The sequence below is a fragment of the Hymenobacter miniatus genome (assembly GCF_016427455.1).
Lineage (GTDB): Bacteria > Bacteroidota > Bacteroidia > Cytophagales > Hymenobacteraceae > Hymenobacter > Hymenobacter armeniacus.
Genome location: NZ_JAELXR010000001.1, coordinates 174,778 through 199,413, shown reverse-complemented (window position 1 = coordinate 199,413; position 24,636 = coordinate 174,778). Strand labels below are relative to the sequence as shown.

Here is a 24,636-nt window from a genome sequence, read left to right as displayed (position 1 = left end):
CTCACAGCCCTTCCTGGTTTAGTCGTGGATATAGGGATAATCTTCCTGCACGTACACGTCCTTGTAGAGCTCGTCGGGCGTGGGGTAAGGGGAGCTCTCGGCAAACTCTACCGACTCGGCCACCTGCCCTTTCACGCGCTCATCAATGGCTTCGAGGTCGGCCTCCGTCGCCATGTTGTTGGTGAGGATGGTGTGGCGCACCGCTTCGATGGGGTCGCGGTGGCGGTAGTCTTCCAGTTCTTCCTTGGTGCGGTACTTGGCGGGGTCGCTCATGGAGTGGCCCTTGTAGCGGTAGGTCTTGAACTCGAGTAGCGTGGGACCTTCGCCGGCGCGGGCGCGCTCGGCGGCGCGGGCCACGGCCTCGTGCACGTCTTCCACGCGCATGCCGTTCACCGGTTCCGAAGGCATGTCGTAGCTCAGGCCAATCTTGTAGAGGTCGGTCACGTTCGAAGTACGGGCCACCGAGGTGCCCATGGCGTAGCCGTTGTTCTCAATCACGAAGATGACGGGCAGCTTCCACAGCATGGCCATGTTGAAGGCCTCGTGCAGGGCGCCCTGGCGCACGGCGCCGTCGCCCATCGAGCAGATGCAGAGCTTGCCGGTCTTGTTGTACTTCTCGGCAAAGGCAATGCCGGCACCCATCGGCACTTGGCCGCCCACGATGCCGTGGCCGCCCATGAACCCAACCTCTTTGTCGAACATATGCATCGAGCCGCCTTTGCCCTTCGAGCATCCGGTGGCTTTGGCAAACAGCTCGGCCATCACGGCATTGGGCGAGGTGCCCAGCGCCAATGGGTGCGCGTGGTCGCGGTAAGCGGTGATGTATTTGTCGCCCTTTTCTAACGCCGACACTTGACCGGCCACGCAGGCCTCTTGGCCGATATAGAGGTGGCAGAAGCCTTTGATTTTTTGCTGGCCATACAGCTGGCCGGCTTTGTCCTCAAACTTGCGCATGAGCTGCATCTGCTCGTACCAGCGCAGGTAGGTTTCCTTCGGGAAGTTTGTTCCCGCCTTCGCCTCCTGGGAGAGGTCGGTGCCGGAAGCCCCCATTTCGGGCGCATCGGTGCCGGGCATCACCGGGTCGGGCTGGCCGCCGGTGAGGGCGGCTTTGCCGTTTGCTTTGGCTGCAGCTGCGCCATTAGATGCCGTCGTTTTTTTGGAAGCAGCTTTTACTTTCGTATCCGCCATAGCAAGTTCGAGGAAAAGAATATTTCGCGTTGGGAGGGCGAAATTACGTAAAAGTGCTGGCAATACCGAACCTTATGACCCTTGACTCCCTCCAGCTGCTTTTTTTTAAAAACTACGACGACGCGGCGCTTCGCCTTTCCCCGGGCCTCAATTGCTTCATCGGCGACAATGGCAGCGGAAAAACCAATCTGCTTGACGCCATTCACTACCTGTCGCTCACCAAAAGCGCCATCAGCTCTTCTGACGCCCTTTGCATCAAGCAAGGCGCTGATTTCTTTGTAGTTAAGGGTGTTTTTAGCTCCGAATTGCCCACTAGCCCCGAAACCATTCAGGTTAGCCTGCGCGCTGGGCAAAAAAAGACCCTTACCCACAACAAGCAGGCGTATGAGCGCATGGCCGACCACATCGGCCGCTACCCTGCTGTGCTGATTTCGCCTTACGACACCGACCTCATCCGCCAAGGCAGCGAGGAGCGCCGCAAGTATTTTGATAGCCTCATGGCTCAGTTAGACCACGAGTTTCTTGAACTACTCATTGCCTACAATGCTTTGCTCCGCCAGCGCAACGCGGTACTCAAGCAAGGCAGTGACCGGCCCGCGCATGGCTTCGACCGTGAATACCTCCTGGCCTTGGATGAACAGTTGGCCCCCATCGGCCAGCAGCTTACCCTCCTGCGCCAAGCATTCCTGGATGAGTACGTGCCTATATTTCAGCGGCACTACCAGCAGCTGGCCGATGGCCGGGAAGTCGTCACGCTCACGTACAAGAGCCAACTCATTGGCGCCGATTTTGCGCAGCTGCTGCGCATGAATGAGCGGCGCGACTTTGCCCTGCAGCGCAGTACTACCGGCTCGCACCGCGACGACTTTGTTTTCCTTATGGATGAGCTGCCGGTGAAAACCCACGCCTCGCAGGGTCAACAGAAGTCTTTCGCCATTGCGCTCAAACTGGCGCAGTTTGAAATGCTGGCAGCCAAGCAGCAGCACAAACCCCTTTTACTGCTCGACGACATCTTTGACCGGCTGGACGATAAACGCATTGCCCGCCTCCTTGAATTGGTGGCCGATGAAACTTTCGGGCAGGTATTTTTGACCGATACTAATTTAGAGCGAACCGACCGGGCCCTTTCCCGCGTCACCATTCCTATCCTCCGTTTTCGGGTGCAAGATGGCAGTGTGGCGCCCGTTTAGCGCTACCCTTGCGCTACCTTTGCGCTGCAAAACCGGGCCTTCTTTGCCCGTGATTTAGGTCGACTGTTCTGTGAAAAAGCATCCCTCCTCTTCCCGCTCCGGCGACATCTCTCTTAAGGAAGGGCTCGAAGCATTGGTCCGCACCTACCGCCTGCAAGGCAAGCTCAATGAGGTGACGGTGGTGTCGAGTTGGGAACGGGTTATGGGTAAGGCTGTGGCTTTGAAAACCCAGGAAGTATATGTCAACAAAGGCCGCCTCTTTGTGCGCCTTACTTCAGCTCCCCTTAAGCACGAGTTGCTCATGGCGAAGACTCGGGTAGCCGAACTCATCAATGCCGAAGTAGGCGAAACGGTGGTTACCGAGGTTATTTTCCTTTAGGCGTCCGGCCTCCTCTTTCCTGCACCACCGCCCTATCCATAGCCTTGGGTCAGGACTGCTTTTCGGGCCCACTTCCTCACAGTCCGACAGTCTCGGCTTGCGTGCCATCAGCAGCAATCCAGCGTAATCTGGTCCGGCAAAATTCGGGGTGTATAGTGTATAGGAACAGGAACTCGGTTGGCTCAGCAATCCTTTCGGCTTACGCTTTTCACGTCCAACAATAATTGCGTGTTCATCGCTCTGCTCAGACACGAACAAAAATGTTTCACGTGGAACATTTTTGTCACTTAGGGCCATACACCTTCAACAGAAGTTCATTGTAGGCTTCTAGAAGGGAAATATACTTCGCCTGTAGTATTAAAAGCTGCTTAGCGGGGTCAGAATCTGATTGCTGAGACTGTGCTACACGTTGCGTTACAGTATGTGCAACAGCGGGCTTTTGTATATTAGTTACAAATGGCAACGTCGATTGTTGTAACGATGTAAAGTCATTGGAAAAATCATGATTGATAATGTCACCAATTCTTTTTACAAAGGTGTAATCAATCGTTTCTTCTTTGAATTTACGATAAATGGTAGGACGTGTAATTCCCATTTCCTCTACGATACGCGTAATGGAAATACCGCTGTTTTTGATGGCTTCTTGCAGGATTTCGCCTTGATGTGGCATATTGAGTGTGTTGCGTAACGCTGATGCAAATATGTTACTTGTAATTAGATTAAACAAAAATGTTCGAATAAATATCGAACAGAAATGTACATAAATTACAAGCATTACACTTATACAGAACGTTACATTTACAAAATATGTTTGTTACAAATAATGTAACACCGTATAAACAATAAATTGTGTTACACTTGAAGTGTGATTACACCAATCTGCTCGAATCGGTTTGTACTAGCTCACAATAGCTTGGTAGAAGGCAAAGAGCTTAAAATAGATGGCCAAGCAGCGGCAGAAGTCGGTCGGGGTAGTCGGTGGTTATACCATCTACACCAAGCCGTATAAATCGACGCAGGTCGTCTGGCTCGTTTACAGTCCAAGGGACAATGCGAAGACCGGGGAATGCGGTGCGAAGGGCTGTAACAGCCGTAACGGAAACAGAATGAAAATCGGGACCCAGGGTAGTTGGAACGAAGCCTAGTTGCTGCACACTCTCTATCCAAGGCTGATGAGCTTCGAGCAGCAAGCAAGTGGCAAGTGAAGGCAAGGCGCGGTGGGCCAGCTGAAGTATGCGCGCATCAAAGCAAAGAAGCGTGGTACGCGAAAGCACGCCCATGGAAGTGAGTTCAGCCAGCACCAAAGGCAGAAAATCGGAGGGTGCTGGGGAAAAGATATTATCGTATTCGGGGTCGCTTTTTATTTCAATGGAATAACCTACCGGGCGACGCCCAAGCCGAAAGGCCGCGCTTTCAACCGCGGCCAGAACTTCTCTCAACAGCGGTTTGTAGGAGGGGACAGCTACTTGCTCCGGGAAGCCCGGGTGCGATTGTCCACAGTCGCATTGGCGAATGGAGGCATAGGGCATGCGGTACAGGTTGTGTTGCTGCGAAGGCGCATCTACGGCGATGGGATGCCCCTGGGGGCTGAGACAAAACAGCGGATTGAGCCAAGGCTCGTGCGAGACGAGAACTTGTTTATCGGCCGAAATGACAACATCCATTTCCAACACGTCGACGCCTAACTCTAACGCGTGGAGAAAGGCGGAGAGAGTGTTCTCGGGACGAAGGCCGCGGCAGCCGCGGTGGCCGTGTACTTCGGGACGACGACGAACGGTAGAATTCATATTGATTAGGCAAGGGAAACAAATTGGTTGTGGGCGGCCCGAACGTGCCGGAGGGAACAGCTGATGGCAGGAAGCCATAGCCGCTTTTTACCCGCTGTGTAGGGTACTTTTGCAGCTCACTTATCAGGCATACGCTTTCATGAAAAAACTGCTTCTACTTGTGTTGTTACTGGCGCTGGGTGCCGGAGGCTATTACTACTATCGGAGTCTGAAAAATGGCCCCAAGGGTGCTCTGGTGTCGGCCGCGGCGGCGGTGCAGGCTCACGACATGGCTTCCTTTGAAAAGTACGTGGACGTAAACAGCGTCACTTCGCATCTGGTAGATGACGTGGCGCAGCAGGGCTCGGCGCTGACTTCTTTGCTGCCGGGGGGCAGCCTGATGATGGGTGGCGCCCTGCGCATGCTCAAGCCCACGCTGGCCAAGGCTGCGCGGCAGGAAGTGCAGCGCTACGTCGAGACAGGCTCGTTGGAAGCAGCTGCGGCGGCCGCACCGAAGCGACTGGTGAACATCTCGCTGACGGGCCTGGCTGGGCGCGTGGTGAGTCCGGAAAGCGAGTTTAAAGGAATCAAATACACCCGGGAGGAGGGCGACAATGCCTTTGTAGGTTTGGAAGTGACGCAGCCGAAATACGACACCACGATGGTAGTGGAAGTGAAGATGCGCCGGCAGGGCGACCATTGGCAGCTGACTCAAATCACGAACAGCGGCGAACTGCTGCGCGGCGTGGCCCGCCTTGAAAAGAAGCGACTGTTGAACCGGTAAAACGGACTACCAACTGTTCCTCATACCCAAACAAAAAGCCCCGACCGTATATGGTCGGGGCTTTTTGTTGGAAGCCGGGTGAATTGACTACTTACGGCCCGAGAAGAGGAAGTAGATAATGGAACCGCCAATGGGGAAGAACCAGATAATGACGCCCCAGATAAGTTTCTTGCCCAAGCTCCAGTCTTGTTTCAGCAGGCTGATAACAGCTGCGATGGCGAGAATAAGGTAGATGACGCCGGCAATGGACAGGCTACCGTTGTCGTTGTAACGGCTGCAGGAAGTGGCCAGCAGCATCAGGGGAAGCAAAAGGGCCGTGAGGGGCAAGCGGGAAGCGAAGTGACGAAGGGTGTTCATGAGTAAGAGGGCAAGGTGAAAGAATGAACTTGCCCCTCATTACGCAACGCTTTAAAAATAGATTATCTAAAAACAATATTACTATTATAAATAGTTGTAAATCAAAACTTTGACTGAATAAACAAGCTTATTTGCTGCAGGAAGGAAGGGCCGGCTGCCGGAATGAAGGCAAGTAGCAGCACTACGCCGAAGAGCGCCCCGTAGAAGTGAGCGTCGTGGTTCACGTTGTCGGCGCGGCGGCGGGCCATGTAGTAGGAATAAGCGAGGTAGAGGAAGCCGAACAGGAACGGCTGAATGGGAACCGGAATGGGGAAAATGATGATGCCTTGCCCGGCGGGAGCAACCGGCATAAGCAGAATGCTGGCAAACAACACCGACGACACCCCGCCCGAAGCCCCAAGGCTGCGGTAGCCGGGGTCGTGCCGGTGCCGGAAGTAGGTGGGCAAATCGGAAAGGATGATGCCCCCGAGGTACAGCACCAGAAACAACCCAAGGCCTACGCCCTGGCCGTAGCCACCATAAAGCGACCCCAACACGACCGGCGCGAAGGAGTAGAAGGCAAACATGTTGAACAGGAGGTGGGCCCAGTCGGCGTGCAGGAAGCCGGAAGTAAGCAGGCGGTACCACTGGCCGCCGGAGCGGGCCATGCGGTAGGGGTCCATTATCCAGGAGTTCATCAACTCGTCTTTCGACCAAGCATAGATGGAAATGGCGACCGTGAGGCCGATGAGAATGAGAACGGGACTGAGCACAGAAGATTAGTTTTCGCGGTCCATGAGCTGGAGCGCGAGGTGATGCAGGGGTTGCTTGCGCTCGTTTGGCGCCGCTACGCGCTCCAAATGCTGCAGCGCGTCCTGGAAGTAAGTGTTGATGAGTGCCTCCGTCTGCGGGCGAATTTCGAGCTCGTCGTAGATGGCGCGCACGGCCTGCACCTTGGTATCGGCATCAGCTACAGGCTGGCCGATGTGCTGGGCCAGGATGGCTTGCTGGGCGGTGCTGGCCTGGGCTTGGGCGGAGAGCAGGAGGAAGGTTTTCTTATCGGAAATGATGTCGCCGCCCACGCGCTTGCCGAAGGTGGCGGCGTCGCCGTACACGTCGAGCAGGTCGTCGCGTAGCTGGAAGGCCAGGCCGATGTCGGTGCCGAACTGGCGAAGGTGCTCGGCGTCTTCCCCCGAAGCGCCGGCCAAGCGGGCGCCCAGCTCCAGGCAGAAGCCGAGGAGGACGGCCGTTTTCAGGCGAATCATGTCTAGGTATTGGGCGATGCTAACCTGGGGCTCGGTTTCAAAATTCATGTCCCACTGCTGGCCTTCGCAGACCTCGGCGGCCGTCTGGCTGAAGCGGGCGAGGATGCGCGGGAGCAGTTCGGGCCGCACTTCTAGGAACAGCTCGTAGGCGCGCACCAGCATCACGTCGCCGGAGAGGATGGCGACATTGGAGTTCCACTTCTCGTGCACGGTGGCCTGGCCGCGGCGCAGAGGCGCCTGGTCCATCAGGTCGTCGTGGAGCAGGGTGAAGTTGTGGAAGACTTCGGTGGCCAGGGCGGGCTTGAGGATGCCGCTGAGGTCGTCGGTGAAGAGGTGGGCCCCGAGCAGCGTGAGCAGCGGGCGGATGCGTTTGCCGCCCAGGCCCATGATGTAGCGGATGGGGGCGTAGAGGGTATCGGGGGCTTGGCCGTAGTCGAGTTGAGCCAGGGCAGCGGTGATGTTAGCGGGGAAGTCGGCTGGGGTCATAAGTGGTGCAAAGAACGGGGGCATCTGTCATTGCGAGTGAAGCGCAACGGAACGCGGCAATCCGTCCTCTCGAAGCCAAGCGCCTGATAAAGCGACAAGCCCCGACTCTGGTTGTAGTTGGGGCTTACCGAGCTTTAGAGCTTCTCATTGTTCATGCATCGCTGCTCCGCTATTGGCACAATAAATCCAGTAGCCAAGGTGCAAGAGAAAGGCAAGCGCGAAGAAAATATCGGCTTTTTCAGGCCTGCCTTTTCGGATAACTACGGTCGCCAAGAAGATGCTGAAAAGGTGCACAAGCAGCAAGAAGCCGGACAGCATCATCCCGAAGAAGATGGAATCATCATTGAAGTACTCCCGCCCATGTTCACCGTAATGCAACTTGTATGCTGAGTTGAGAAACGTCAGATACAATAAGCCAATTGAGGAGAAGGTGTACTTGATAAATCGGAGCATCAGTGAGGGCTGCGGGGTACTGGTAAAGCTAGACGAAAAAGCCCCGACTCTAGGTAGAGCCGGGGCTTACGTTTGGCTGGAAAGAGAGCTTATCGCATCTCAAGGTTTGTCGCTTCGAGAGGAAGGATTGCCGCGGTCCGCTGCGCTCCCCTCGCAATGACAAACAGCTTACCGCCGCTTGTTGCCCTTGTGGCCACCCTTGCTATGACCCTTGCCGCCGCTGTGGTCGCGGTAGCCGCGGGGCTCGCTGCTGCGCTGCTTGCGCTCGTCGGCTTCGCGCTTTTTAATGTGGTCGGGGCGGTCGTCGACTAGCTCGAAGTCGATGGTGCGGTCGAGCAGGTTGGCGGATTTTACGACTACCATCATCTCGTCGCCGAACTGGATGATGCGCTTGTTGCGGCGGCCCACGATGCGGTAGTTGTCCTTATCGAGCTCGTACTCGTCGCCGGGAATGTCGCTGATGCGGACCATGCCCTCGCACTTGTTCTCCTCGATTTCGATGTACATGCCGCGCTCCGTCAGGCCCGATACCACGCCCTTGAAGGTGTTGCCGATTTCATCGGCCATGAACTCGACCTGCTTGAATTTGATGCTGGCGCGCTCGGCATTAGCGGCCAGCTTCTCGCGAGCCGAGGAGTGCTTGCACTCCTCTTCCACAGGCTCGACGGCCACGTTCTTGCCGCCGAGCAGGTAGTGCTCGAGCAGGCGGTGGGCCATCATGTCCGGGTAGCGGCGGATGGGCGAGGTGAAGTGCGAGTAGTGGTCGAAGGCCAGACCGAAGTGGCCGAGCGGCTCGGTGGTGTAGATGGCCTTGCTCATGGTGCGAATGGCCAGGCCCTGGAGTACGTTTTGCTCGGGCTTGCCCATCACCTCGGAGCTGAGGTTGTTGAGCTCGGTGCTGATTTTTTTCGGGTTTTCGAGCTTGAGCTTGTAGCCGAATTTCTGGGCGAAGAGGGCGAAGGTCTGGAGGCGTTCGGGCTCGGGCGCGTCGTGGGTGCGGTACACCATGGTGAAGCGCGGCTTGGTCTTTTTGAGGTTGAACACGAACTCGGCCACCTTGCGGTTGGCCAGCAGCATGAACTCCTCAATCATCTTGTGCGCGTCCTTGCGCTCCTTCACATACACGCCAAGGGGCTTGCCGTTCTCGTCTAGCCGGAACTTCACCTCCTGGGTTTCGAAGGTGATGGCACCCTGCTTGAAGCGCAGCGCACACAGCTTATGCGCGATGCCGTTCATCAGATTTATCTCCTCGGCGTAATCGCCCTCCTTGCTTTCGATGCGCTCCTGCGCCTCCTCGTAGCTGAAGCGGCGGTCGGAGTGAATGATGGTTTTGCCGAACCATGACTCGTACAGCTTGCCGTTTTCGTCGAGCTCGAACACGGCCGAGAAGGTCAGCTTGTCCTCGTGCGGGCGCAGCGAACAGAGTCCGTTCGAGAGGCGCTCGGGCAGCATCGGAATCACGCGGTCGACCAGGTAAACCGAGGTGGCGCGGTGCTTGCCCTCGCGCTCGAGCTCGGTGCCGGGGCGCACGTAGTGGGTAACGTCGGCGATGTGCACGCCGATTTCCCAGTGGCCGTTTTCCAGCTTCTGAATGCTCAGGGCATCGTCGAAATCTTTGGCGTCGGCGGGGTCGATGGTGAAGGTGGTGATGTGGCGGAAGTCGCGGCGGCGGGCAATTTCATCCTCCGCAATTACCTCGCTGATGCCTTCCGATTCCTCCTCCACTTCGGAGGGGAATTCGAAGGGCAAGCCGAACTCGGCCATGATGGCGTTTATCTCGGCCTCGTTGCCGCCGGCCGCGCCGAAGTTGCGGATGACCTCGCCCACCGGCTGCCGGCTGCTGTCCTCCGGAAACTCGTTGATGCGGACCAGCACCTTGTCGCCGTTGCGCGACTCGTGCAGCAAATGCGGCGGCACGAACACGTCGAAATACACCTTCCGGTTGTCGGGCTTCACGAAGCCGAGCGTGCCCTGAATCTGGATGCGGCCCACGATTTCGGGGCGCACCCGCTTGAGCACTTCCACCACGTCGCCCATCGGCCGGCCGTCGCGCGAGCCGCTGCGCAGGCGCACCCGCACCACGTCGCCCTGCAGGGCAAACTTGAGCTGGTCGGTGAACACGCGGATGTCGTCGTGCTCGCCCGTACCCTCCGGCACCACGAAGGCGAAGTTGGGCGTGGCCAAATCGACGGTGCCGATGACGGTGTTCGACGGGGCGCGCTCGGGGCGGTCGTCGCCGTCCACGTAGTCGAAGCCGGCCGAGCGGCGGCGGTGCACAATGGGGTCCTGGCCGAACTCGGCCTGCACCGAACGGTTGCGGGGCGGGGCAATGGGCGAGTCGCCTTTTTTGGTTGATTTTTTGGCGCTGGACGGCATCAGAGCCGCCGCCACGGCGTCGGTATCGGCGAGGCGATATTCGTCGTTTTGGAGCAGCGTAATGAGGCCGTTTTTGCGCAGCACCTTGATGTGGGCAAAAATCTCCTCGCGCTGGCCCTTGGTCGTGACGCCGAGGCGGCGCGAGAGCTGGCGGTAGGCGAGGACTTTGGTGGGATTGTCGGCGAAGACGCGCAGGACTTGGTCTTGGGTGATGGCCGCGGGTTCGGGCTTTTCGCGCTTGGCGCGGGGAGCCCGGGAGTTTTCGGGGGTATTCATTTGGGTAAAAAGTGGCCGCCGAAAAGTGGTTTGGTCGCAGGCGGCGAGAGCGGAAAAATGAGTGGCTGGCTGGGCCGCGCCGCTTAGTGAAACGCGGGCCGGGCCGGGAGGTTGTAGCGCGGCCTCTGCGAGTCCACGCGGGGTTGAGATTGACGCGGTAGCAGCCAGAATCTGGAGCTTCGCCAACGCTGCTTAAGTAGCGTCTGGCGGCGCAAGGTATTGAGGCAAGCGCGGAGTAGCGCGAACCCTGTAGCGTGGACTCTGCGAGTCCGCGCCTGGACGAACGGTATACCGCCCAACGATGCGCGGACTCGCAGAGTCCACGCTACAGCCTAGCTACGCCCGGCTGGCTACGGCGGCTTCGATATCCGCCAGGCTGTCCTTCGGGATGGCGGCTAGCAGGCCTTGGGTGTATTCGTGTTGGGGAGCGGCGTAGATGGCCGCCGCCGGGCCGCTTTCCACGATGCGCCCCTGGTGCATGACCAGCAGCCGGTCGCTCATAAACCGGGCCACGGACAGGTCGTGCGTGATGAAAAGATAGGTGATGCCGAACTCGCGTTTGAGGTCGTTGAGCAGGTTCAGGACCTGCGCCTGCACCGAGACGTCGAGGGCCGAAACCGACTCGTCGCAGACAATCAATTTGGGCTGCAAGGCCAGCGCCCGGGCAATGCAGATGCGCTGCCGCTGCCCGCCGCTGAACTCGTGCGGGTAGCGCTGGAAATGCTCGTCGCGCAGCCCCACGGTGCGCAGCAGCTCCAGCACCCGGGCCTTCTGCTGCTGGCGGGTGCCGCCCACGTTGTGCACGCGCATCGGCTCCCAGATGGCCTCGCCCACGGTCAGCATCGGGTTGAGGGCCGCGTAGGGGTCCTGAAACACCAGCTGCAAATCGCGCCGACGGCGGCGCAACTCCCCGCTCGACAGCTTCGCCAAATCGGTTCCTTCAAACAGGATGCTGCCCGCCGTTGGTTCCGTGAGACGGAGCAACGCCCGGCCCAGCGTGGTCTTGCCGCAGCCCGACTCGCCCACGAGGCCGATGGTTTCGCCGGGGTAGAGCGTGAAGCTGACGTTGTCGACGGCCCGCACGTAATCGGTGGCGCGGCGGAAGAAGCCCTTGCGGAGCGGGAAGTAGACCTGGAGGTTTTTTACTTCTAGCAATGGCGCGGCTCTGTTCACCTCACCCCCCGGCCCCCTCTCCCGCGGAGAGGGGGAGCCTGACGGTTGGATTGAAGCATTGGATGAACTCGGAGCGGAAGACGAGTTCAGAGCAGACGATGAAACTGAAGAATCAGAAGTGGCTAGCGCTTCTTTTGAAACATTGAATTCGTCACCGCGCAGAGCCGGTGCCCCCTCTCCGCGGGAGAGGGGGTCAGGGGGTGAGGTGACCGGAGCCACGCCCGTTTCCGCCCGTGGAACATCCCCCAAAACGCCATGTTCCACGGGGAACGTTTTGGCGGTTTCGATTTTATCGTGTAACTGCTGGGCCTCCACTTCGGGCGAAGATTCCGCAAGTGCCTCATCTGGCAGCGGAAGCACGGGCGCGGGCTGGGCCAAAAGCTGCCCGCTGGCGTCTTCCCGCATGAAATCGGCCACCACAGGGAGGCGTTTTTTGCCCACCGAGAGGCGCGGACGGCACGCCAACAGGCCTTTTGTGTACGGATGTTGCGGATTTGAAAAAATATCCAGCACCCTCCCCTGTTCCACGACCTTGCCCCGGTACATCACCAGAATGCGGTCGGCGATTTCGGCCACCACGCCGAGGTCGTGGGTGATGAAGAGGACGGCCGTGTTGTGCTGGCGGCGCAGGTCGTCAATCAGGCGCAACATGCGGGCCTGCACGGTCACGTCGAGGGCGGTGGTGGGCTCGTCGGCGATGAGCAGGACCGGACGGCAGGCCATGGCCATGGCAATCATGACGCGCTGCTTCTGGCCGCCCGAAATTTCGTGCGGGTAGCTGCCGAAAATGGCTTCGGGGCGCGGCAGCTGCGCCTCGGTGAATAGCTCGATGGTGCGGGCCTTGGCCCCGGCCTCGCTGAGGTCGGTGTGGAGGCGCAGGGCTTCCACCACCTGGCTGCCGCAGGTATACACGGGGTTCAGCGAGGTCATCGGCTCCTGGAAAATCATGCCGATGTCGTTGCCTCGCACCTGGCGCAGGTCGGTTTCGGAGAGTTTCAGCAGGTCGGTCTGGCCCAGCTTTTCGGACTGGAAAATGGCCTCGCCGCTGGCAATGCGGCCGGGCGGCATCGGAATCAGCCCCAGCAGCGCCAGCGACGTCACGGATTTGCCCGAGCCGGATTCGCCCACAATGGCCAGCGTTTCGCCCCGGTTCAGCTCAAACGACACGTTGTCCACGGCCCGCACGTCGCCGCGGTGGCTGGAGAAGTCAATGGTGAGGTTGGAAACGGTGAGCAGCGGGTTGGGCACGGAGGGAATTATGGGTGGCAGGTTGGGGTGGTTTCTGTACGCAAGAACGTCAAGTACGCAGGAACGTCATGCTGAGCGAATGCGAAGCATCTCTACTGACAATAACAAAGGGCACTTTTACTTCTGCTTATTCAGTCGATTCTGCTTGAATCGAGCTAATTGTTTGGGCGTTGGAGCCTTCCGGTAAGCTAGGTTCACAAACAGTTTTTCGAGTTCGTCCATGTCCTCACCCTCCGCCAATTCTGTGTTGTACTTGCTGAAAAGCATCCTGCGCACCTGCGCAGCTTCATTCACCAGCTTGGGCGTAAACATGTACAATAGCCCCCAAGCCAAGTCTTCGTCATCGTCAGGGTAGTGTCGCCCAAGGCTTCCCAAACCCACAACGAGCTTTTCTAAAAGCGCTGTCACTTGGTATGCCTCGTCCTCGGTCAATTCTCTCATAGAAAGCAGTAAAATCGAGACTTATAGCATTTAACAGGAATTACTTGCGCGGTAGAGATACTTCGACTGCGCTCAGCATGACCGTTCTGAAGTGTGACGTTCTACGATTACCGTTCAACGGCCCAGCCTCTCCCCTACTACGCCAGCTTCTCAGCATCGGCAGCGATTAGGGGCTGGGGCTCGTTGGGAGCGGCTGCGGGCTGCGATTCGTTAAAAAAGCGGCTCTGGTTGAGTAGAATCAAGGCGACGCCGATGAAGATGGACGAGTCGGCGATGTTGAAGATGGGGAAGCCGTTGCTGTACGAGCCGCCGATGAGGGGCCAGGATTTGGGGAAATAACCCACGTACAGCGGCACGAAAATCATATCGATGACCTGGCCGTAGAACCAGCGCGTGGGCGAGCCTAGCGGGGCGTTATTGTAGAGTATTCCGTAGAAAATCGAATCAATCAGGTTGCCGACCGCGCCGCCGAGGATGAGGGCCATGCAGGCGATGTAGCCAGCCGCCACGCGCTGGCGGCAGAGGCGGATAATGTAGTAAATCAGCCCGCCCACGGCCAACATGCGGAAGCCGGTGAGCACCAGCTTGCCGTAGGGCGCGGGCAGTTCGGCCCCAAAGGCCATGCCAGGGTTCAGCGTGTAGGTGAGCTTGGCCCACTGGCCGAAAATCGGGATTTCGCCGGCCGAACCGAGCTGCATGTAGGTGTGCACCAAATACTTCGAGAACTGGTCGATGGCAATAATGAACAGGGCCAGCAGGAAGAATTTAGCCGCGGAATGCTGGCGGGTGGTGAGCGTTGGGTGCATTTATGAGGGTGCCCGGGGGCAGGATTAGCGGGCAAAAGAGAACACAAAAGAACGTCATGCAGAGCGTAGCGAAGCATCTCGCGTGCCGAAGTAATCCATTCGATTGAGTTACTACCACACGCGAGATGCTTCGCTGCGCTCTGCATGACGTTCCTTTTCGTTCAAGGATGCGCCACTACGCCAGATTCTCCGAGTCAGGAGCTACCAGCGACTCGCGCTGTTTCTCAGTTGCAACCACAGCCTCCTCTTGCTTGAAAAAACGGCTCTGATTGAGCAGAATCAAGGCTACACCGATAAAAATGGAAGAATCGGCGATGTTGAAGATGGGCCAGAGCGAGACGTACTTCCCTCCTATCAGCGGCCAGTTTTGGGGCAGGAAGCCTTCGTAAATGTCGACGTAGAGCATGTCGATGACTTGGCCGTAGAACCAGCGCGTGGGCGAGCCAAACGGCGCGTTGTCGTAGATGACGCCGTAGAAAACCGAGTCAATCAGGTTCCCCACGGCGCCGCCGAGGATGAGGGCCATGCAGGCGATGTAGCCGCCGGCGGCGCGCTGCTTGCAGAGGCGGATAATGTAGTAGCTCAGGCCAAACACCGCCAGCAGGCGGAACCCACTGAGAACCAGCTTGCCATAGGGTGCGGGCAACTCGGCGCCGAACGCCATGCCGGGGTTTAGCGTGTAGTGCAGCTTGGCCCAGTGGCCGATGAGGGGGATTTCGCCCGCCATGCCGGGCTGCATGTAGGTGTGCACGGCCCACTTCGAGAGCTGGTCGATGGCAATGACGAACAGCGCCAGCAGGAAGAATTTAGCCGCGTTTTGCTGGCGAGTGGTGAGGGTTGGGTGCATTCAGACGGTGCCAAAAGCGGCGAAAACGACGGCCTGATTTATTACCGTCCTTTTATACCTTTTACAACTGATTGTCTGAGGTTTTGTGCGACCAAAGACGAGCTTATTGAGTGTTTGTGCGGCCGAGGACTCGCCGGGGTTTCAGAGCCCCGGCGAGTCGTTCAGCATCAGGCAGTTGCGACCTCCAGCCGAACCGGCACGGAGTAGTCATCAAATTCGAGCACCGAGCCGCCGTTCACATCGGCCGCGAAGGTGAGGGCGAGGGCCTGCGTTTCGGTGCGGATGTAGTCGCCGAACGCGGCCACGGCGGCCGTGAGCTCGGGCTGCTGGTCTGCCAAAGTGACGCGGATTTTGTCCTGCACTTCCAGGCCCGAGTCTTTGCGCAGGTTCTGCAGGCGGTTCACCAGCTCGCGGGCGAGGCCTTCCTGGCGCAGCTCGTCGGTCAGGGTCACGTCAAGGGCCACGGTGAGGGGGCCGTCGGTGGCCACGAGCCAGCCGGGCAGGTCGTCGGTGCGGATTTCCACATCGTCGGGGGCCAGGGTGATGGGTTGGCCATCCACTTCCACCGCAAGGCTTCCCTCCTTCTCCAGCTTCGAGATTTCGGCCGCCGTCATAGCCTGAATGCGGGCGCCCACGGCCTTCAGGCGCGGGCCGTATTGCTGGCCGAGGCGCTTGAAATTGGGCTTCACCGACTTCACCAGCACGCCGCTTTCGCTCTCGTCGTCGAGGAATTCGATGTGCTTCACGTTGACTTCGGCGCAAATCAGGTCCTCCACGAGGCCGACTTGCTCCTTGGTCGAGTCGTTCAGCACCGGCACCAGGATGCGCTGCAGGGGCTGCCGCACCTTCAGCACCGACTTTTTGCGCAGCGAGTGGGCCAGCGAGCTGATGCGCTGGGCCAGCTCCATGCGCTCCTCCAGCTTCGGGTCGATGCGGGCCGTGTCGGCCTCCACCAGCAGCGTGAGGTGCACCGATTCTGGGGCCAGGGGCGTGTTTTTGGCTACGGCCTCGGCGCGCATACCGTCGGTCATGTTCTTATACAGCCACTCGCCGAAGAAGGGCGCGATGGGCGACATCAGCTGCGCCACCACCACCAGGCATTCCTGCAGGGTTTCGAAGGCAGCGCGCTTATCCTGCGTGAGTTCACCTTTCCAGAAACGGCGGCGCGAGAGGCGCACGTACCAGTTCGAGAGCTGGTCGGTCACGAAATCCTGGATGGCACGGGCGGCCTTCGTGGGGTCGTAGTTGTCGAGGTGGCCGCGCGCTTCCACAATCAGCGACTGCAATTTGCTGAGCACCCAGCGGTCCAGCTCGCTCAATTCGGCGTGCGGCACGCGGTCGAATTCACTGGTCTGAAACTCGTCCAGGTTCGCGTAAAGCGCATAGAACGAGTACGTATTGAACAACGTGCCGAAGAAACGGCGCTGCACTTCGGTCACGCCGGCGGGGTCGAACTTAAGGTTGTCCCACGGTGGCGCGTTGGCAATCATGTACCAGCGGGTGGCATCGGGGCCGAACTGCTTGATGGTGGCAAACGGGTCGACGGCGTTGCCGAGGCGCTTGCTCATCTTGTTGCCGTTTTTGTCTAGCACCAAACCATTGGCAATCACGTTCTTAAACGCCACCGAGTCTTCCAGCATCACGGCCAGGGCGTGCAGCGTGAAGAACCAGCCGCGCGTCTGGTCCACGCCTTCGGCGATGAAATCGGCGGGGAAATTCTTCTGGAACTGACTCTCGTTTTCAATCGGATAGTGCCACTGCGCGTAGGGCATGGCGCCGCTGTCGAACCACACGTCGATGAGGTCGGGCTCGCGGTACATGGGCTGGCCGGTGGGCGAAACGAGGAAAATATCGTCGACGTAGGGCCGGTGCAGGTCCACTTTTTCGCCCTTGGCGTAGGGGTTGTAGGTCATGATTTCGGCCGCCACGGCCTTGTCAATCTCCGCCTTCAGCTCGGCGATGCTGCCGATGCAGATTTCCTCCGTGCGGTCCTGGGTGCGCCAGATGGGCAGCGGCGTGCCCCAGTAGCGCGAGCGGCTTAAGTTCCAGTCTACCAGGTTTTCCAGCCAGTTGCCGAAGCGGCCGGTGCCGGTGCTTTCGGGCTTCCAGTTGATGGTTTTGTTGAGCTCGATGAGCCGGTCTTTCACCGCCGTGGTCTTGATGAACCAGGAATCGAGCGGGTAGTAGAGTACGGGTTTGTCGGTGCGCCAGCAGTGCGGGTAGGTGTGCTCGTACTTCTCCACTTTGAAGGCCGTGCCGTCGCCCTTCATCTTGATGACGATGCTCTCGTCCAGCGTTTTATAGTCGGCGCCGGTTTCGTCGTGGCCGTCGTAGTTCTTCACCCAGCGGCCAGCAAACTCGCCCATTTGGGGCACGTAGCGGCCCGTCCGGTCCACGATGGGGCCGAGCGTGCCTTCGGCATCCGGCACCATCAGCGCCGGGATGTCGGCCAACTGCGCGGCGCGGAAGTCATCGGCGCCAAACGTGGGCGAGATGTGCACGATGCCCGTGCCGTCCTCCGTGGTCACGAAGTCGCCGTTGATGACGCGGAAAGCCCGCTCCTGCCCTTCAAACGGCGTGAAATCGAACAGCCGCTCGTACTTGATATCCACCAAATCAGCGCCCGTAAACTCGCCTTCCACGCGCCAGGGCAGCACCTTGTGGTCGCCTTCGGCATAGCCTTCCAGCGGTGCCGCAGCCCCTTTTTCGTTGAAATAACGGTTCACCAACGCCTTCGCCAGCACCACGTGGATGGGCGCGTAGGTGTAGGGGTTGAAGGTGCGGATGAGTTGGTACGGGATGTTCTTGCCCACCGCCAAACCGGTGTTGGCGGGCAGGGTCCAGGGCGTAGTCGTCCAGGCCAGGATGTACACGTTGGCATCAGCCCCGGCAGCGGCGAAAAGCTTCTCCGAAACCTCCGTGTGCTTCACCTTGAACTGCGCCACCACGGTCGTGTCCTTCACGTCTTTGTAGGTGCCGGGCTGGTTCAGTTCGTGCGACGAAAGGCCGGTGCCGGCAGCCGGCGAATACGGCTGGATGGTGTAGCCCTTGTAGAGCAAGCCTTTGTCGTAGAGCTTCTTGAGCAGCGCCCAGCAGCTCTCGATGTATTCCGGCTCGAAGGTCACGTAGGGGTCGTTGAGGTCGACCCAGTAGCCCATTTTCTCGGTCAGGTCGTCCCACTGCGCCTTGAAGCGCATGACGGTTTCCTTGCAGCGCTGGTTGTAGTCCTCCACGCTGATTTTCTTGCCGATGTCCTCCTTCGTGATGCCCAGCTCCTTCTCCACCTGCAGCTCGATGGGCAGGCCGTGGGTGTCCCAGCCGCCTTTGCGGGGCACTTGCTTGCCCAGCAGCGTCTGGTAGCGGCCGAAAATGTCCTTCACCGTGCGCGCCATGACGTGGTGGATGCCGGGCGCGCCGTTGGCCGACGGGGGACCTTCGTAAAACACGAACGTGGGCTGGCCTTCGCGGCTGCTCACGCTCTTTTCAAAGATGCCGTGCTCCTTCCACCAGGCGAGGATGTCCTCGCCGAGCTGGCCGTAGTTGAGCGGCTGCTTGTATTCGGGGTATTTCATTGTTCAGTTTTAGAACGATGTAGAGACGCATACTTGCGTCTCGTCGTTGAACGGTAATCGATAGAATTTCAGGGCAAACGAGGCCCGCACGACGCGGACGACGAGACGCAAATATGCGTCTCTACATCGTTCATTTAAATCGAGTAATCGCCTTCGTAGTCGGAGGCTTTGTGCATTTCTTTCAGGTTCAGGTCGGCATCATCGTCCTCTTCGTGGTACGACTCATCGTAGTGCCGGATGAGGGCGTTGTTGTCGATGTCGCTGCTCTTGCCGTGCTCGAACGTCACGAGCAAAGCGGGCAACAGAATCAGGTTGGAGAAGTTCGTTATCAACAACGACGCCGCCATTAACAATCCCAAGGCCTTGGTGCCGCCAAACTCGCTGAAAGCGAAGATGCTGAACCCTACAAACAACACAATGCTCGTGTAAATCATGCTGGTGCCCGCCTCGCTCAGCGTTACCGATACGGCTTCGCGCACGCGCTGGCCGTTCAGGGCCATTTCCTGGCGGAATTTTGCTAATAGGTGAATGGAGTTATCCCCATCTATCCCCAGCGCAATCACGAAAATCAGGGCCGTACTGGGCTTGAGCGCAATGTTGAAATAGCCCATGATGCCGGCCGTGAGAATGAGCGTGACGGCATTGGGGATAAGCGCAAACAGCACCGTTTTGAACGAGCGGAACAGGATGAGCACCACGAGCCCCACCAGCCCGAAGGCCATGAACAGGCTCTCTTTAAGGGTGTGAATGACGTACTCATTGCCCTTGGTGAAGATGATGGTCGTACCCGTCGGGCGGATGTCCATGCCCGTCCCTTTGAAGATGCGATTCATCTCCGGGATGATTTTCGTGTTCATCAGCGTGTCCAGGTTCTGGGAACCGATGTCGGCGATTTTTAGGCTGATGCGGGCTTTCTGGCCGGTGCTGTCGGCGAAGGAGCGCAGGAGCTTGCTGTTCATGCCCGCGCCGGCGGCGTTGCCTTTGGAGTTGGCCAGGGCGCTGAGGATGAAATTCTTCTCCGAGTTATCCGGGAGGCGGAAGAAGCTGGGGTCGCCGTTGTAGAAGGCCTGGGTGCTGGCCTTGAGGAAGGTGACTAGGCTGACGGGCGGCGACAGCTCCGGCTGGGTCCGCAGAAACTTCTCGAACTGGTCGATTTTCTCCAGGTTCTTCAGCTTCAGCAGGCCGCGCTTCTTGTGGGTGTCCACCTCAAATTCCAGCGGCATCACGCCGTTGAAGTGGCTTTCAAAGAAGGCCAAATCGGCGTTCACGGAGCTTTTCTTGGGCAAGTCGTCGACCATGTACGACACGGCGTCGATGCGCGAGATGCCGATGGCGGCAATGCCCACCATCACCAGGGCCGCAATGTAGACCGTGGGCCGGCGGTCGAGCACGAGGTAGTCGAAAAACTCCAGGAGCTTGGTGAGCGGCTTGGCGTCGAGGTGCTCCAGTTGCTTGGGCGTGGGCGGCGGCAGGTAGGTAAACACGGCCGGAATCAGGATGAAGCTGATGACGAAGGCCGCGAAAATGTTGATGGTGGCCACCAGGCCAAACTGGTAGAGAATGGCAATGTCGGTGAAGGCAAACACGATGAAGCCCACGGCCGTGGTCGTGTTGTTCATGAGGGTGACGAGGCCGATTTTGCGGATTACCCGCGTCATGGCCAGCATCTGGTTGCCCGATTTGCGGTAGTCGTAGTGGTAGCGCGAGAGCAGGTAAGTGCAGTTCGGGATGCCGATAACGATGATGATACTCGGAATCAACCCCGTTAATAGGTTGATTTTAAAGCCCAGCAGCACAATGGAGCCGATGCACCAGACGACGGTGACGCCCACCACAATGAGCGGAAACAGCACCGCCGACCACGTGCGGAAGAACACCAGCAGCGTGATGCCGGTCACAATCATGGCCAGAATGGTGAAAAATTTCATTTCCCCAGCCACTTTGCTCGTCATCGTGGAGCGCACGTAGGGCAGGCCGGCGTAGTGCAGCTTGATGCCGGTTTTCTTCTCAAACTTCTCCGAGAAGCCTAAGATGTTGTTCATCACCGCCTGGCGCTTCGAGGAGTTCAGGTATTTCGGGTCCATGGTGAGGGCCAGCAGCGTGGCGCCCGTGGTGGGGCTGATGAGCTGGCCCTTGTAAAACTCTACGCTGTTCACCACGCGCATCAGGCTGTCGAGCTGCTTCTGGCTGCGGGGCGGCGTCCGGAAAATGGGCGCGGCTTTGAAGCTGTTATTCGCGGTGTCCTTGCTGATGTTGAGCAGCTTGCTCACGCTAAGCACCCCGTTCACGCCTTCTACTTTGGCCAGGGTATCGGTGAGGATGCGGAACTCATTGAAGTTGCCCAGCTTGTACACCGAACTGTCCTGCATGCCGATAACCAGCACGTTGCCGTCTTCCCCAAACCGCTGCTTGAACTGCTTGAAGTAAATCATGTCCGGGTCCTGCTCGCTCACCACCTGAGCGAAGTCGTAGGTCATTTCCACGTCCTTGGCCTTCCAGGCCATGAACACGGTGATGGCGGCCAGCACCGCAATCAGCGACAGGCGAAACCGGATGATGAAGACGGCGAGCTGTTCCCACATAAAACCCTGCAAAAACGCAAAGTTACGCCAAGGGCGGGCGCGCCTTTGTCATCGCAAGCGGAACACAGTGCGGCGCGGCAATCCGTCCTCTCCCTGCGACTAGCTTCGAGAGGCGACAAAACGCAAACAAAAAGCCCCGGTTCATGGCAGAACCGGGGCTTTTCACACTAGAAGGCTGCTCGCTGAGAACAGGACGGATTGCCACGGCCTGCGGCCTCGCAACGACAGAGGTCCGTTCCTATAGCTGCTCGAAGATGCGGCGGGGGCTCACGGCCTCGCCGATGTAGGCGCGCAGTTCCGAGATGGCCATGCGGGTCTGCTCGCGCGAGTCGCGGTGGCGCACGGTCACGGTGTTGTCCTCCAGCGTCTGGCCATCGACCACGATGCAGAAGGGCGTGCCGATGAGGTCCTGGCGAGTGTAGCGCTTGCCGATGGCGTCGCGCTCCTCCAGCACCAGGCGGAAGTCATACTTCAGCGCGTCGAAGATTTCCTGGGCTCTCTCGGGCATGCCGTCTTTGCGCACCAGCGGGAAGATGGCGGCTTTCACCGGGGCCAGGGCCGGGTGCAGCTTCAGGAAGGTGCGGGTTTTGGTTTGCTGGGCCTCGCCCTCCCCTTCGGTAATGGTTTCTTCCTGGTAGGCGTTGCAGAGCGTGGCCAGGAACAGGCGGTCGGCGCCCACCGAGGTTTCGACCACGAAGGGCACGTAGTTGCCGTAGGCCTTGCCGGTGGCGGGGTCGATGTCGGCGTCGAAGTACTGCTGCTTCTTGCGGCTCAGGTTCTGGTGCTGGGTCAGGTCGAAGTCGGAGCGGGAGTGAATGCCCTCGATTTCCTTGAAGCCGAAGGGAAACTCAAACTCGATGTCGACGGCCGCCTTGGCGTAGTGGGCCAGCTTGTCGTGGTCGTGGAAGCGCAGCTTCTCGGCCGGCAGGCCAATGGCCTCGTGGAACTTACGGCGGGCAGCTTTCCAGGTGTCGTACCACTCGCCTTCGGTGCCAGGGCGCACGAAGAATTGCATCTCCATCTGCTCAAACTCCCGCATGCGGAAGATGAACTGCCGGGCCACAATCTCGTTCCGGAACGCCTTGCCGATTTGGGCAATGCCGAACGGAATTTTCATGCGGGCCGACTTCTGCACGTTCAGGAAGTTCACGAAAATGCCCTGGGCGGTTTCGGGGCGCAGGTACACGGGCGGCGCCTCCGAGTCCACGGCCGAGCCTTGGGTGGAGAACATCAGGTTGAACTGACGCACTTCGGTCCAGTTGCCGGTGCCGGATACGGGGCACTTAATTTTCTCGTCGAGGATGAGCTGGCGCACGCCGGCCAGGTCGTTGGCCGTGAGCAGGCGGCCCATCTCGGCGGTGAGGGCGGCGCCGCGGGCGGGGTCGCCGGCGTTTTCGTACTCAGCGGCTTTTTCTTCGAGCAACACGTCGGCGCGGTAGCGCTTTTTGCTGTCGAGGTTGTCAATGAGCGGGTCGTTGAAGCCGGCGATGTGGCCGCTGGCTTCCCAGGTGCGCGGGTCCATGAAAATGGCGGCGTCGATGCCCACCACGTTGCCGTGCAGCTGGGTCATGGCGTCCCACCACAGGCGCTTGAGGTTGTTTTTGAGCTCCACGCCGTTGGGGCCGTAGTCGTACACGGCGGCCAGGCCGTCGTAGATTTCCGAGGACTGGAACACGAAACCGTATTCCTTGGCGTGGGCCACGATATCTTTTAGTTGCGCGGGTTCTGCTGCTGGGTTCATGCGTGCAAAAGTAGCCCGATGTGGCGCAAGCTGAAACTTCTGCGTAGAAGGCGCGAAATCCGGAACGTGATTAGAACCCCATTAAAAGAACACCCAGCCGAACCCAGCCAGCACATTTCCCCGGGGCAGGCCCTACCCACTCTCGCGGCAAAGAAGCTTCGGCTACCTTTCGCAGCACGTTCTGCGGCATTCTCCCCGGCCCCTGTTCACAATTCGGTAACATGCCGTCTGTGAGCCACCTCCCTACCTTTGACCCATGATTACACTCAATTTCCCACAAAACCGCCTTTTATGTTTGGTTTAGGTTTAGAGCCTCACGTGCTTATTCTGCTCGTCCTGTGCCTGCTTGCGGCCTGCGCGTTCGAGTTCGTGAACGGCTTCCACGACACGGCCAACGCCGTGGCCACCGTGATTTACACCAACGCCCTCCGGCCGTGGGTGGCCGTGGTCTGGTCTGCCTTCTGGAATTTCATCGGCGTGTTTGCCGGCGGCATCGGGGTGGCCATGGGCATCATTTACTTGCTGCCCGTCGAAACATTGGTCGACCAGAACGTTTACCACGGCATTTCCATGGTGGGCGCGCTCATCCTGGCCGCCATCATCTGGAACGTCGGCACCTGGTACTACGGCATTCCGGCTTCGAGCTCGCACGCCCTCATCGGGTCCATTTTGGGGGTGGGCATCGCGTTTTCGCTGCTGCCCGAGTCCAAGGGCGCGGCCGTGAACTGGAGCAAGGCCGGCGAAACCGGCATTGCCTTGCTCGTGGGCCCGCTGCTGGGTTTCGCGCTCACCATCGGCCTGATGTTCCTGTTCAAGCGCTTCGTGCGCAGCAAGGCCATTTTTAAGGAGCCGCACAAGCGCAAGCCCCCGCCCCTCTGGATTCGCCTCACCCTGATTACGACTTGCACGCTGGTGAGCTTCTTTCACGGCTCCAACGATGGCCAGAAGGGCGTGGGCTTGGTGATGCTGATTCTGATTGGCATCGTGCCCTTCCGCTTTGCTCTCGACGAAACCAAGAACCCGCTCGACCTGCGCGGGTCCCTCACCAAGGTGGAGTACGTGATGAGCCGCGTCAACCAAGCCGACCTCAGCCCCAACGACCAGAAAACCCTGGCCGAAATACAGGCCGAAACCGCCGACCTCGACCGCATCTTCGCCGGCAAAACCGACATCAAGCAACTGCCCCAGCAAACGCGCTTCGAGATTCGGCGCGACGTGCTGCTGCTCACCAGCAAAGCCAAAAAGCTCCTCGGCTCCGAGAAAGTGAGCCTGAGCTCGGCCGACCGCAAAACCTACGACGACGCCACCAAGGAGATGAAAACCTTCACCGACTACGCCCCCTGGTGGGTGCTGCTGATGGTGAGCCTTTCCTTGGCCGTGGGCACCATGATAGGCTGGCAGCGCATCGTGAAAACCATCGGCGAGCGCATCGGCAAGGAGCACCTGAGCTACGCCCAGGGCGCCAGCTCCGAGTTGGTGGCCGCCGCCATGATTGGCGCCAGCACCTTCCTGCACTTGCCCTCGTCCACCACGCACGTGCTCACCTCCAGCATCGCGGGAAGCATGGTGGCCAGCCGCGGCGTCAAGAACATCAACCCCGGCATGGTGCGCAGCATTGCGCTGGCTTGGGTGCTCACCCTGCCCGTCACCATGGTGCTCTCGGGCCTGCTGTTCCTGCTGTTCCGCGCCGTGCTGGGCTAGCTCGCAATAAGCCATTAACATGAAAA

Annotated in this window: 19 protein-coding genes; 5 read left to right on the top strand and 14 right to left on the bottom strand. The window is 59.0% G+C overall.

Features of this window, described 5'->3' with window-relative positions; genetic code table 11:
• Positions 1–18: 18 nt before the first annotated feature.
• Positions 19–1,050, bottom strand: coding sequence for a pyruvate dehydrogenase (acetyl-transferring) E1 component subunit alpha (gene pdhA / locus JAO73_RS00830; RefSeq protein ID WP_198975708.1), 1,032 nt, complete (start codon positions 1,048–1,050; stop codon positions 19–21).
• Positions 1,051–1,262: 212 nt separating this feature from the next.
• Between pdhA and recF the strand changes: the two genes are divergently transcribed.
• Both recF and JAO73_RS00820 read left to right on the top strand, forming a co-directional pair.
• Positions 1,263–2,378 (top strand): DNA replication/repair protein RecF, encoded by a 1,116-nt coding sequence (gene recF, locus JAO73_RS00825; RefSeq protein ID WP_198975286.1) that lies wholly within the window; start codon positions 1,263–1,265, stop codon positions 2,376–2,378.
• 70 nt (positions 2,379–2,448) lie between these two features.
• Entirely contained in the window at positions 2,449–2,757 is a 309-nt protein-coding gene (locus JAO73_RS00820) for a DciA family protein (protein WP_198975285.1), read from the top strand.
• Positions 2,758–3,040: 283 nt separating this feature from the next.
• Here JAO73_RS00820 and JAO73_RS00815 read toward each other — a convergent pair whose 3' ends face one another.
• Both JAO73_RS00815 and JAO73_RS00810 read right to left on the bottom strand, forming a co-directional pair.
• Positions 3,041–3,484, bottom strand: a complete 444-nt coding sequence (locus JAO73_RS00815; protein WP_198975284.1) for a helix-turn-helix domain-containing protein — start codon at positions 3,482–3,484, stop codon at positions 3,041–3,043.
• A 205-nt stretch (positions 3,485–3,689) separates the two neighbouring features.
• Positions 3,690–4,544 carry a glycerophosphodiester phosphodiesterase family protein gene (locus JAO73_RS00810; protein ID WP_198975283.1) on the bottom strand — a complete coding sequence of 285 codons (855 nt, stop codon included), beginning with the start codon at positions 4,542–4,544 and terminating at the stop codon, positions 3,690–3,692.
• A 139-nt stretch (positions 4,545–4,683) separates the two neighbouring features.
• On the opposite strand from JAO73_RS00810, the gene JAO73_RS00805 reads away from it, so the two are divergent.
• Positions 4,684–5,307 (top strand): hypothetical protein, encoded by a 624-nt coding sequence (locus JAO73_RS00805; RefSeq protein ID WP_190926306.1) that lies wholly within the window; start codon positions 4,684–4,686, stop codon positions 5,305–5,307.
• Positions 5,308–5,394: 87 nt separating this feature from the next.
• On the opposite strand, the gene JAO73_RS00800 is transcribed toward JAO73_RS00805, so the two are convergent.
• The 3 genes from JAO73_RS00800 to JAO73_RS00790 form a co-directional block, all read right to left on the bottom strand.
• Complete coding sequence (locus JAO73_RS00800) at positions 5,395–5,664, bottom strand: PLD nuclease N-terminal domain-containing protein (RefSeq protein WP_190926304.1); 270 nt, start codon at positions 5,662–5,664, stop codon at positions 5,395–5,397.
• A gap of 101 nt (positions 5,665–5,765) precedes the next feature.
• Positions 5,766–6,416, bottom strand: a complete 651-nt coding sequence (locus tag JAO73_RS00795) for a rhomboid family intramembrane serine protease (protein WP_317191182.1) — start codon at positions 6,414–6,416, stop codon at positions 5,766–5,768.
• 6 nt (positions 6,417–6,422) lie between these two features.
• On the bottom strand, positions 6,423–7,394 hold the full coding sequence (locus JAO73_RS00790; RefSeq protein WP_198975282.1) for a polyprenyl synthetase family protein: 972 nt from the start codon (positions 7,392–7,394) through the stop codon (positions 6,423–6,425).
• A gap of 153 nt (positions 7,395–7,547) precedes the next feature.
• On the opposite strand from JAO73_RS00790, the gene JAO73_RS00785 reads away from it, so the two are divergent.
• Positions 7,548–7,784: a hypothetical protein gene (locus tag JAO73_RS00785; protein WP_198975281.1), complete on the top strand. Its 237-nt coding sequence runs from the start codon at positions 7,548–7,550 to the stop codon at positions 7,782–7,784.
• A 231-nt stretch (positions 7,785–8,015) separates the two neighbouring features.
• Here the strand turns inward: JAO73_RS00785 and rnr are convergent, their stop codons facing one another.
• The 8 genes from rnr to JAO73_RS00745 form a co-directional block, all read right to left on the bottom strand.
• On the bottom strand, positions 8,016–10,499 hold the full coding sequence (gene rnr, locus JAO73_RS00780) for a ribonuclease R (RefSeq protein WP_198975280.1): 2,484 nt from the start codon (positions 10,497–10,499) through the stop codon (positions 8,016–8,018).
• A 336-nt stretch (positions 10,500–10,835) separates the two neighbouring features.
• Positions 10,836–12,920: an ABC transporter ATP-binding protein gene (locus JAO73_RS00775; RefSeq protein ID WP_198975279.1), complete on the bottom strand. Its 2,085-nt coding sequence runs from the start codon at positions 12,918–12,920 to the stop codon at positions 10,836–10,838.
• A 117-nt stretch (positions 12,921–13,037) separates the two neighbouring features.
• On the bottom strand, positions 13,038–13,361 hold the full coding sequence (locus JAO73_RS00770; protein ID WP_198975278.1) for a hypothetical protein: 324 nt from the start codon (positions 13,359–13,361) through the stop codon (positions 13,038–13,040).
• A gap of 137 nt (positions 13,362–13,498) precedes the next feature.
• Positions 13,499–14,167: a lipoprotein signal peptidase gene (locus JAO73_RS00765; protein WP_198975277.1), complete on the bottom strand. Its 669-nt coding sequence runs from the start codon at positions 14,165–14,167 to the stop codon at positions 13,499–13,501.
• A gap of 175 nt (positions 14,168–14,342) precedes the next feature.
• Positions 14,343–15,014: a lipoprotein signal peptidase gene (locus JAO73_RS00760; RefSeq protein WP_198975276.1), complete on the bottom strand. Its 672-nt coding sequence runs from the start codon at positions 15,012–15,014 to the stop codon at positions 14,343–14,345.
• 167 nt (positions 15,015–15,181) lie between these two features.
• Positions 15,182–18,586 (bottom strand): isoleucine--tRNA ligase, encoded by a 3,405-nt coding sequence (gene ileS / locus JAO73_RS00755; protein WP_198975275.1) that lies wholly within the window; start codon positions 18,584–18,586, stop codon positions 15,182–15,184.
• A gap of 134 nt (positions 18,587–18,720) precedes the next feature.
• Entirely contained in the window at positions 18,721–21,168 is a 2,448-nt protein-coding gene (locus JAO73_RS00750; RefSeq protein ID WP_198975274.1) for an efflux RND transporter permease subunit, read from the bottom strand.
• A 238-nt stretch (positions 21,169–21,406) separates the two neighbouring features.
• On the bottom strand, positions 21,407–22,909 hold the full coding sequence (locus JAO73_RS00745) for a glycine--tRNA ligase (protein WP_198975273.1): 1,503 nt from the start codon (positions 22,907–22,909) through the stop codon (positions 21,407–21,409).
• A 291-nt stretch (positions 22,910–23,200) separates the two neighbouring features.
• Between JAO73_RS00745 and JAO73_RS00740 the strand changes: the two genes are divergently transcribed.
• Entirely contained in the window at positions 23,201–24,610 is a 1,410-nt protein-coding gene (locus tag JAO73_RS00740) for an inorganic phosphate transporter (RefSeq protein ID WP_198975272.1), read from the top strand.
• Positions 24,611–24,636: the final 26 nt, after the last annotated feature.

Coding starts and splice junctions, on each gene's coding strand:
- pdhA (WP_198975708.1), bottom strand. CDS start 1,050: ATGGGGGCTTCCGGCACCGACCTCTCCCAGGAGGCGAAGGCGGGAACA.
- recF (WP_198975286.1), top strand. CDS start 1,263: ATGACCCTTGACTCCCTCCAGCTGCTTTTTTTTAAAAACTACGACGAC.
- JAO73_RS00810 (WP_198975283.1), bottom strand. CDS start 4,544: ATGAATTCTACCGTTCGTCGTCGTCCCGAAGTACACGGCCACCGCGGC.
- JAO73_RS00805 (WP_190926306.1), top strand. CDS start 4,684: ATGAAAAAACTGCTTCTACTTGTGTTGTTACTGGCGCTGGGTGCCGGA.
- JAO73_RS00800 (WP_190926304.1), bottom strand. CDS start 5,664: ATGAACACCCTTCGTCACTTCGCTTCCCGCTTGCCCCTCACGGCCCTT.
- JAO73_RS00790 (WP_198975282.1), bottom strand. CDS start 7,394: ATGACCCCAGCCGACTTCCCCGCTAACATCACCGCTGCCCTGGCTCAA.
- JAO73_RS00785 (WP_198975281.1), top strand. CDS start 7,548: ATGCATCGCTGCTCCGCTATTGGCACAATAAATCCAGTAGCCAAGGTG.
- rnr (WP_198975280.1), bottom strand. CDS start 10,499: ATGAATACCCCCGAAAACTCCCGGGCTCCCCGCGCCAAGCGCGAAAAG.
- JAO73_RS00770 (WP_198975278.1), bottom strand. CDS start 13,361: ATGAGAGAATTGACCGAGGACGAGGCATACCAAGTGACAGCGCTTTTA.
- JAO73_RS00765 (WP_198975277.1), bottom strand. CDS start 14,167: ATGCACCCAACGCTCACCACCCGCCAGCATTCCGCGGCTAAATTCTTC.
- JAO73_RS00760 (WP_198975276.1), bottom strand. CDS start 15,014: ATGCACCCAACCCTCACCACTCGCCAGCAAAACGCGGCTAAATTCTTC.
- ileS (WP_198975275.1), bottom strand. CDS start 18,586: ATGAAATACCCCGAATACAAGCAGCCGCTCAACTACGGCCAGCTCGGC.
- JAO73_RS00750 (WP_198975274.1), bottom strand. CDS start 21,168: ATGTGGGAACAGCTCGCCGTCTTCATCATCCGGTTTCGCCTGTCGCTG.
- JAO73_RS00745 (WP_198975273.1), bottom strand. CDS start 22,909: ATGAACCCAGCAGCAGAACCCGCGCAACTAAAAGATATCGTGGCCCAC.
- JAO73_RS00740 (WP_198975272.1), top strand. CDS start 23,201: ATGTTTGGTTTAGGTTTAGAGCCTCACGTGCTTATTCTGCTCGTCCTG.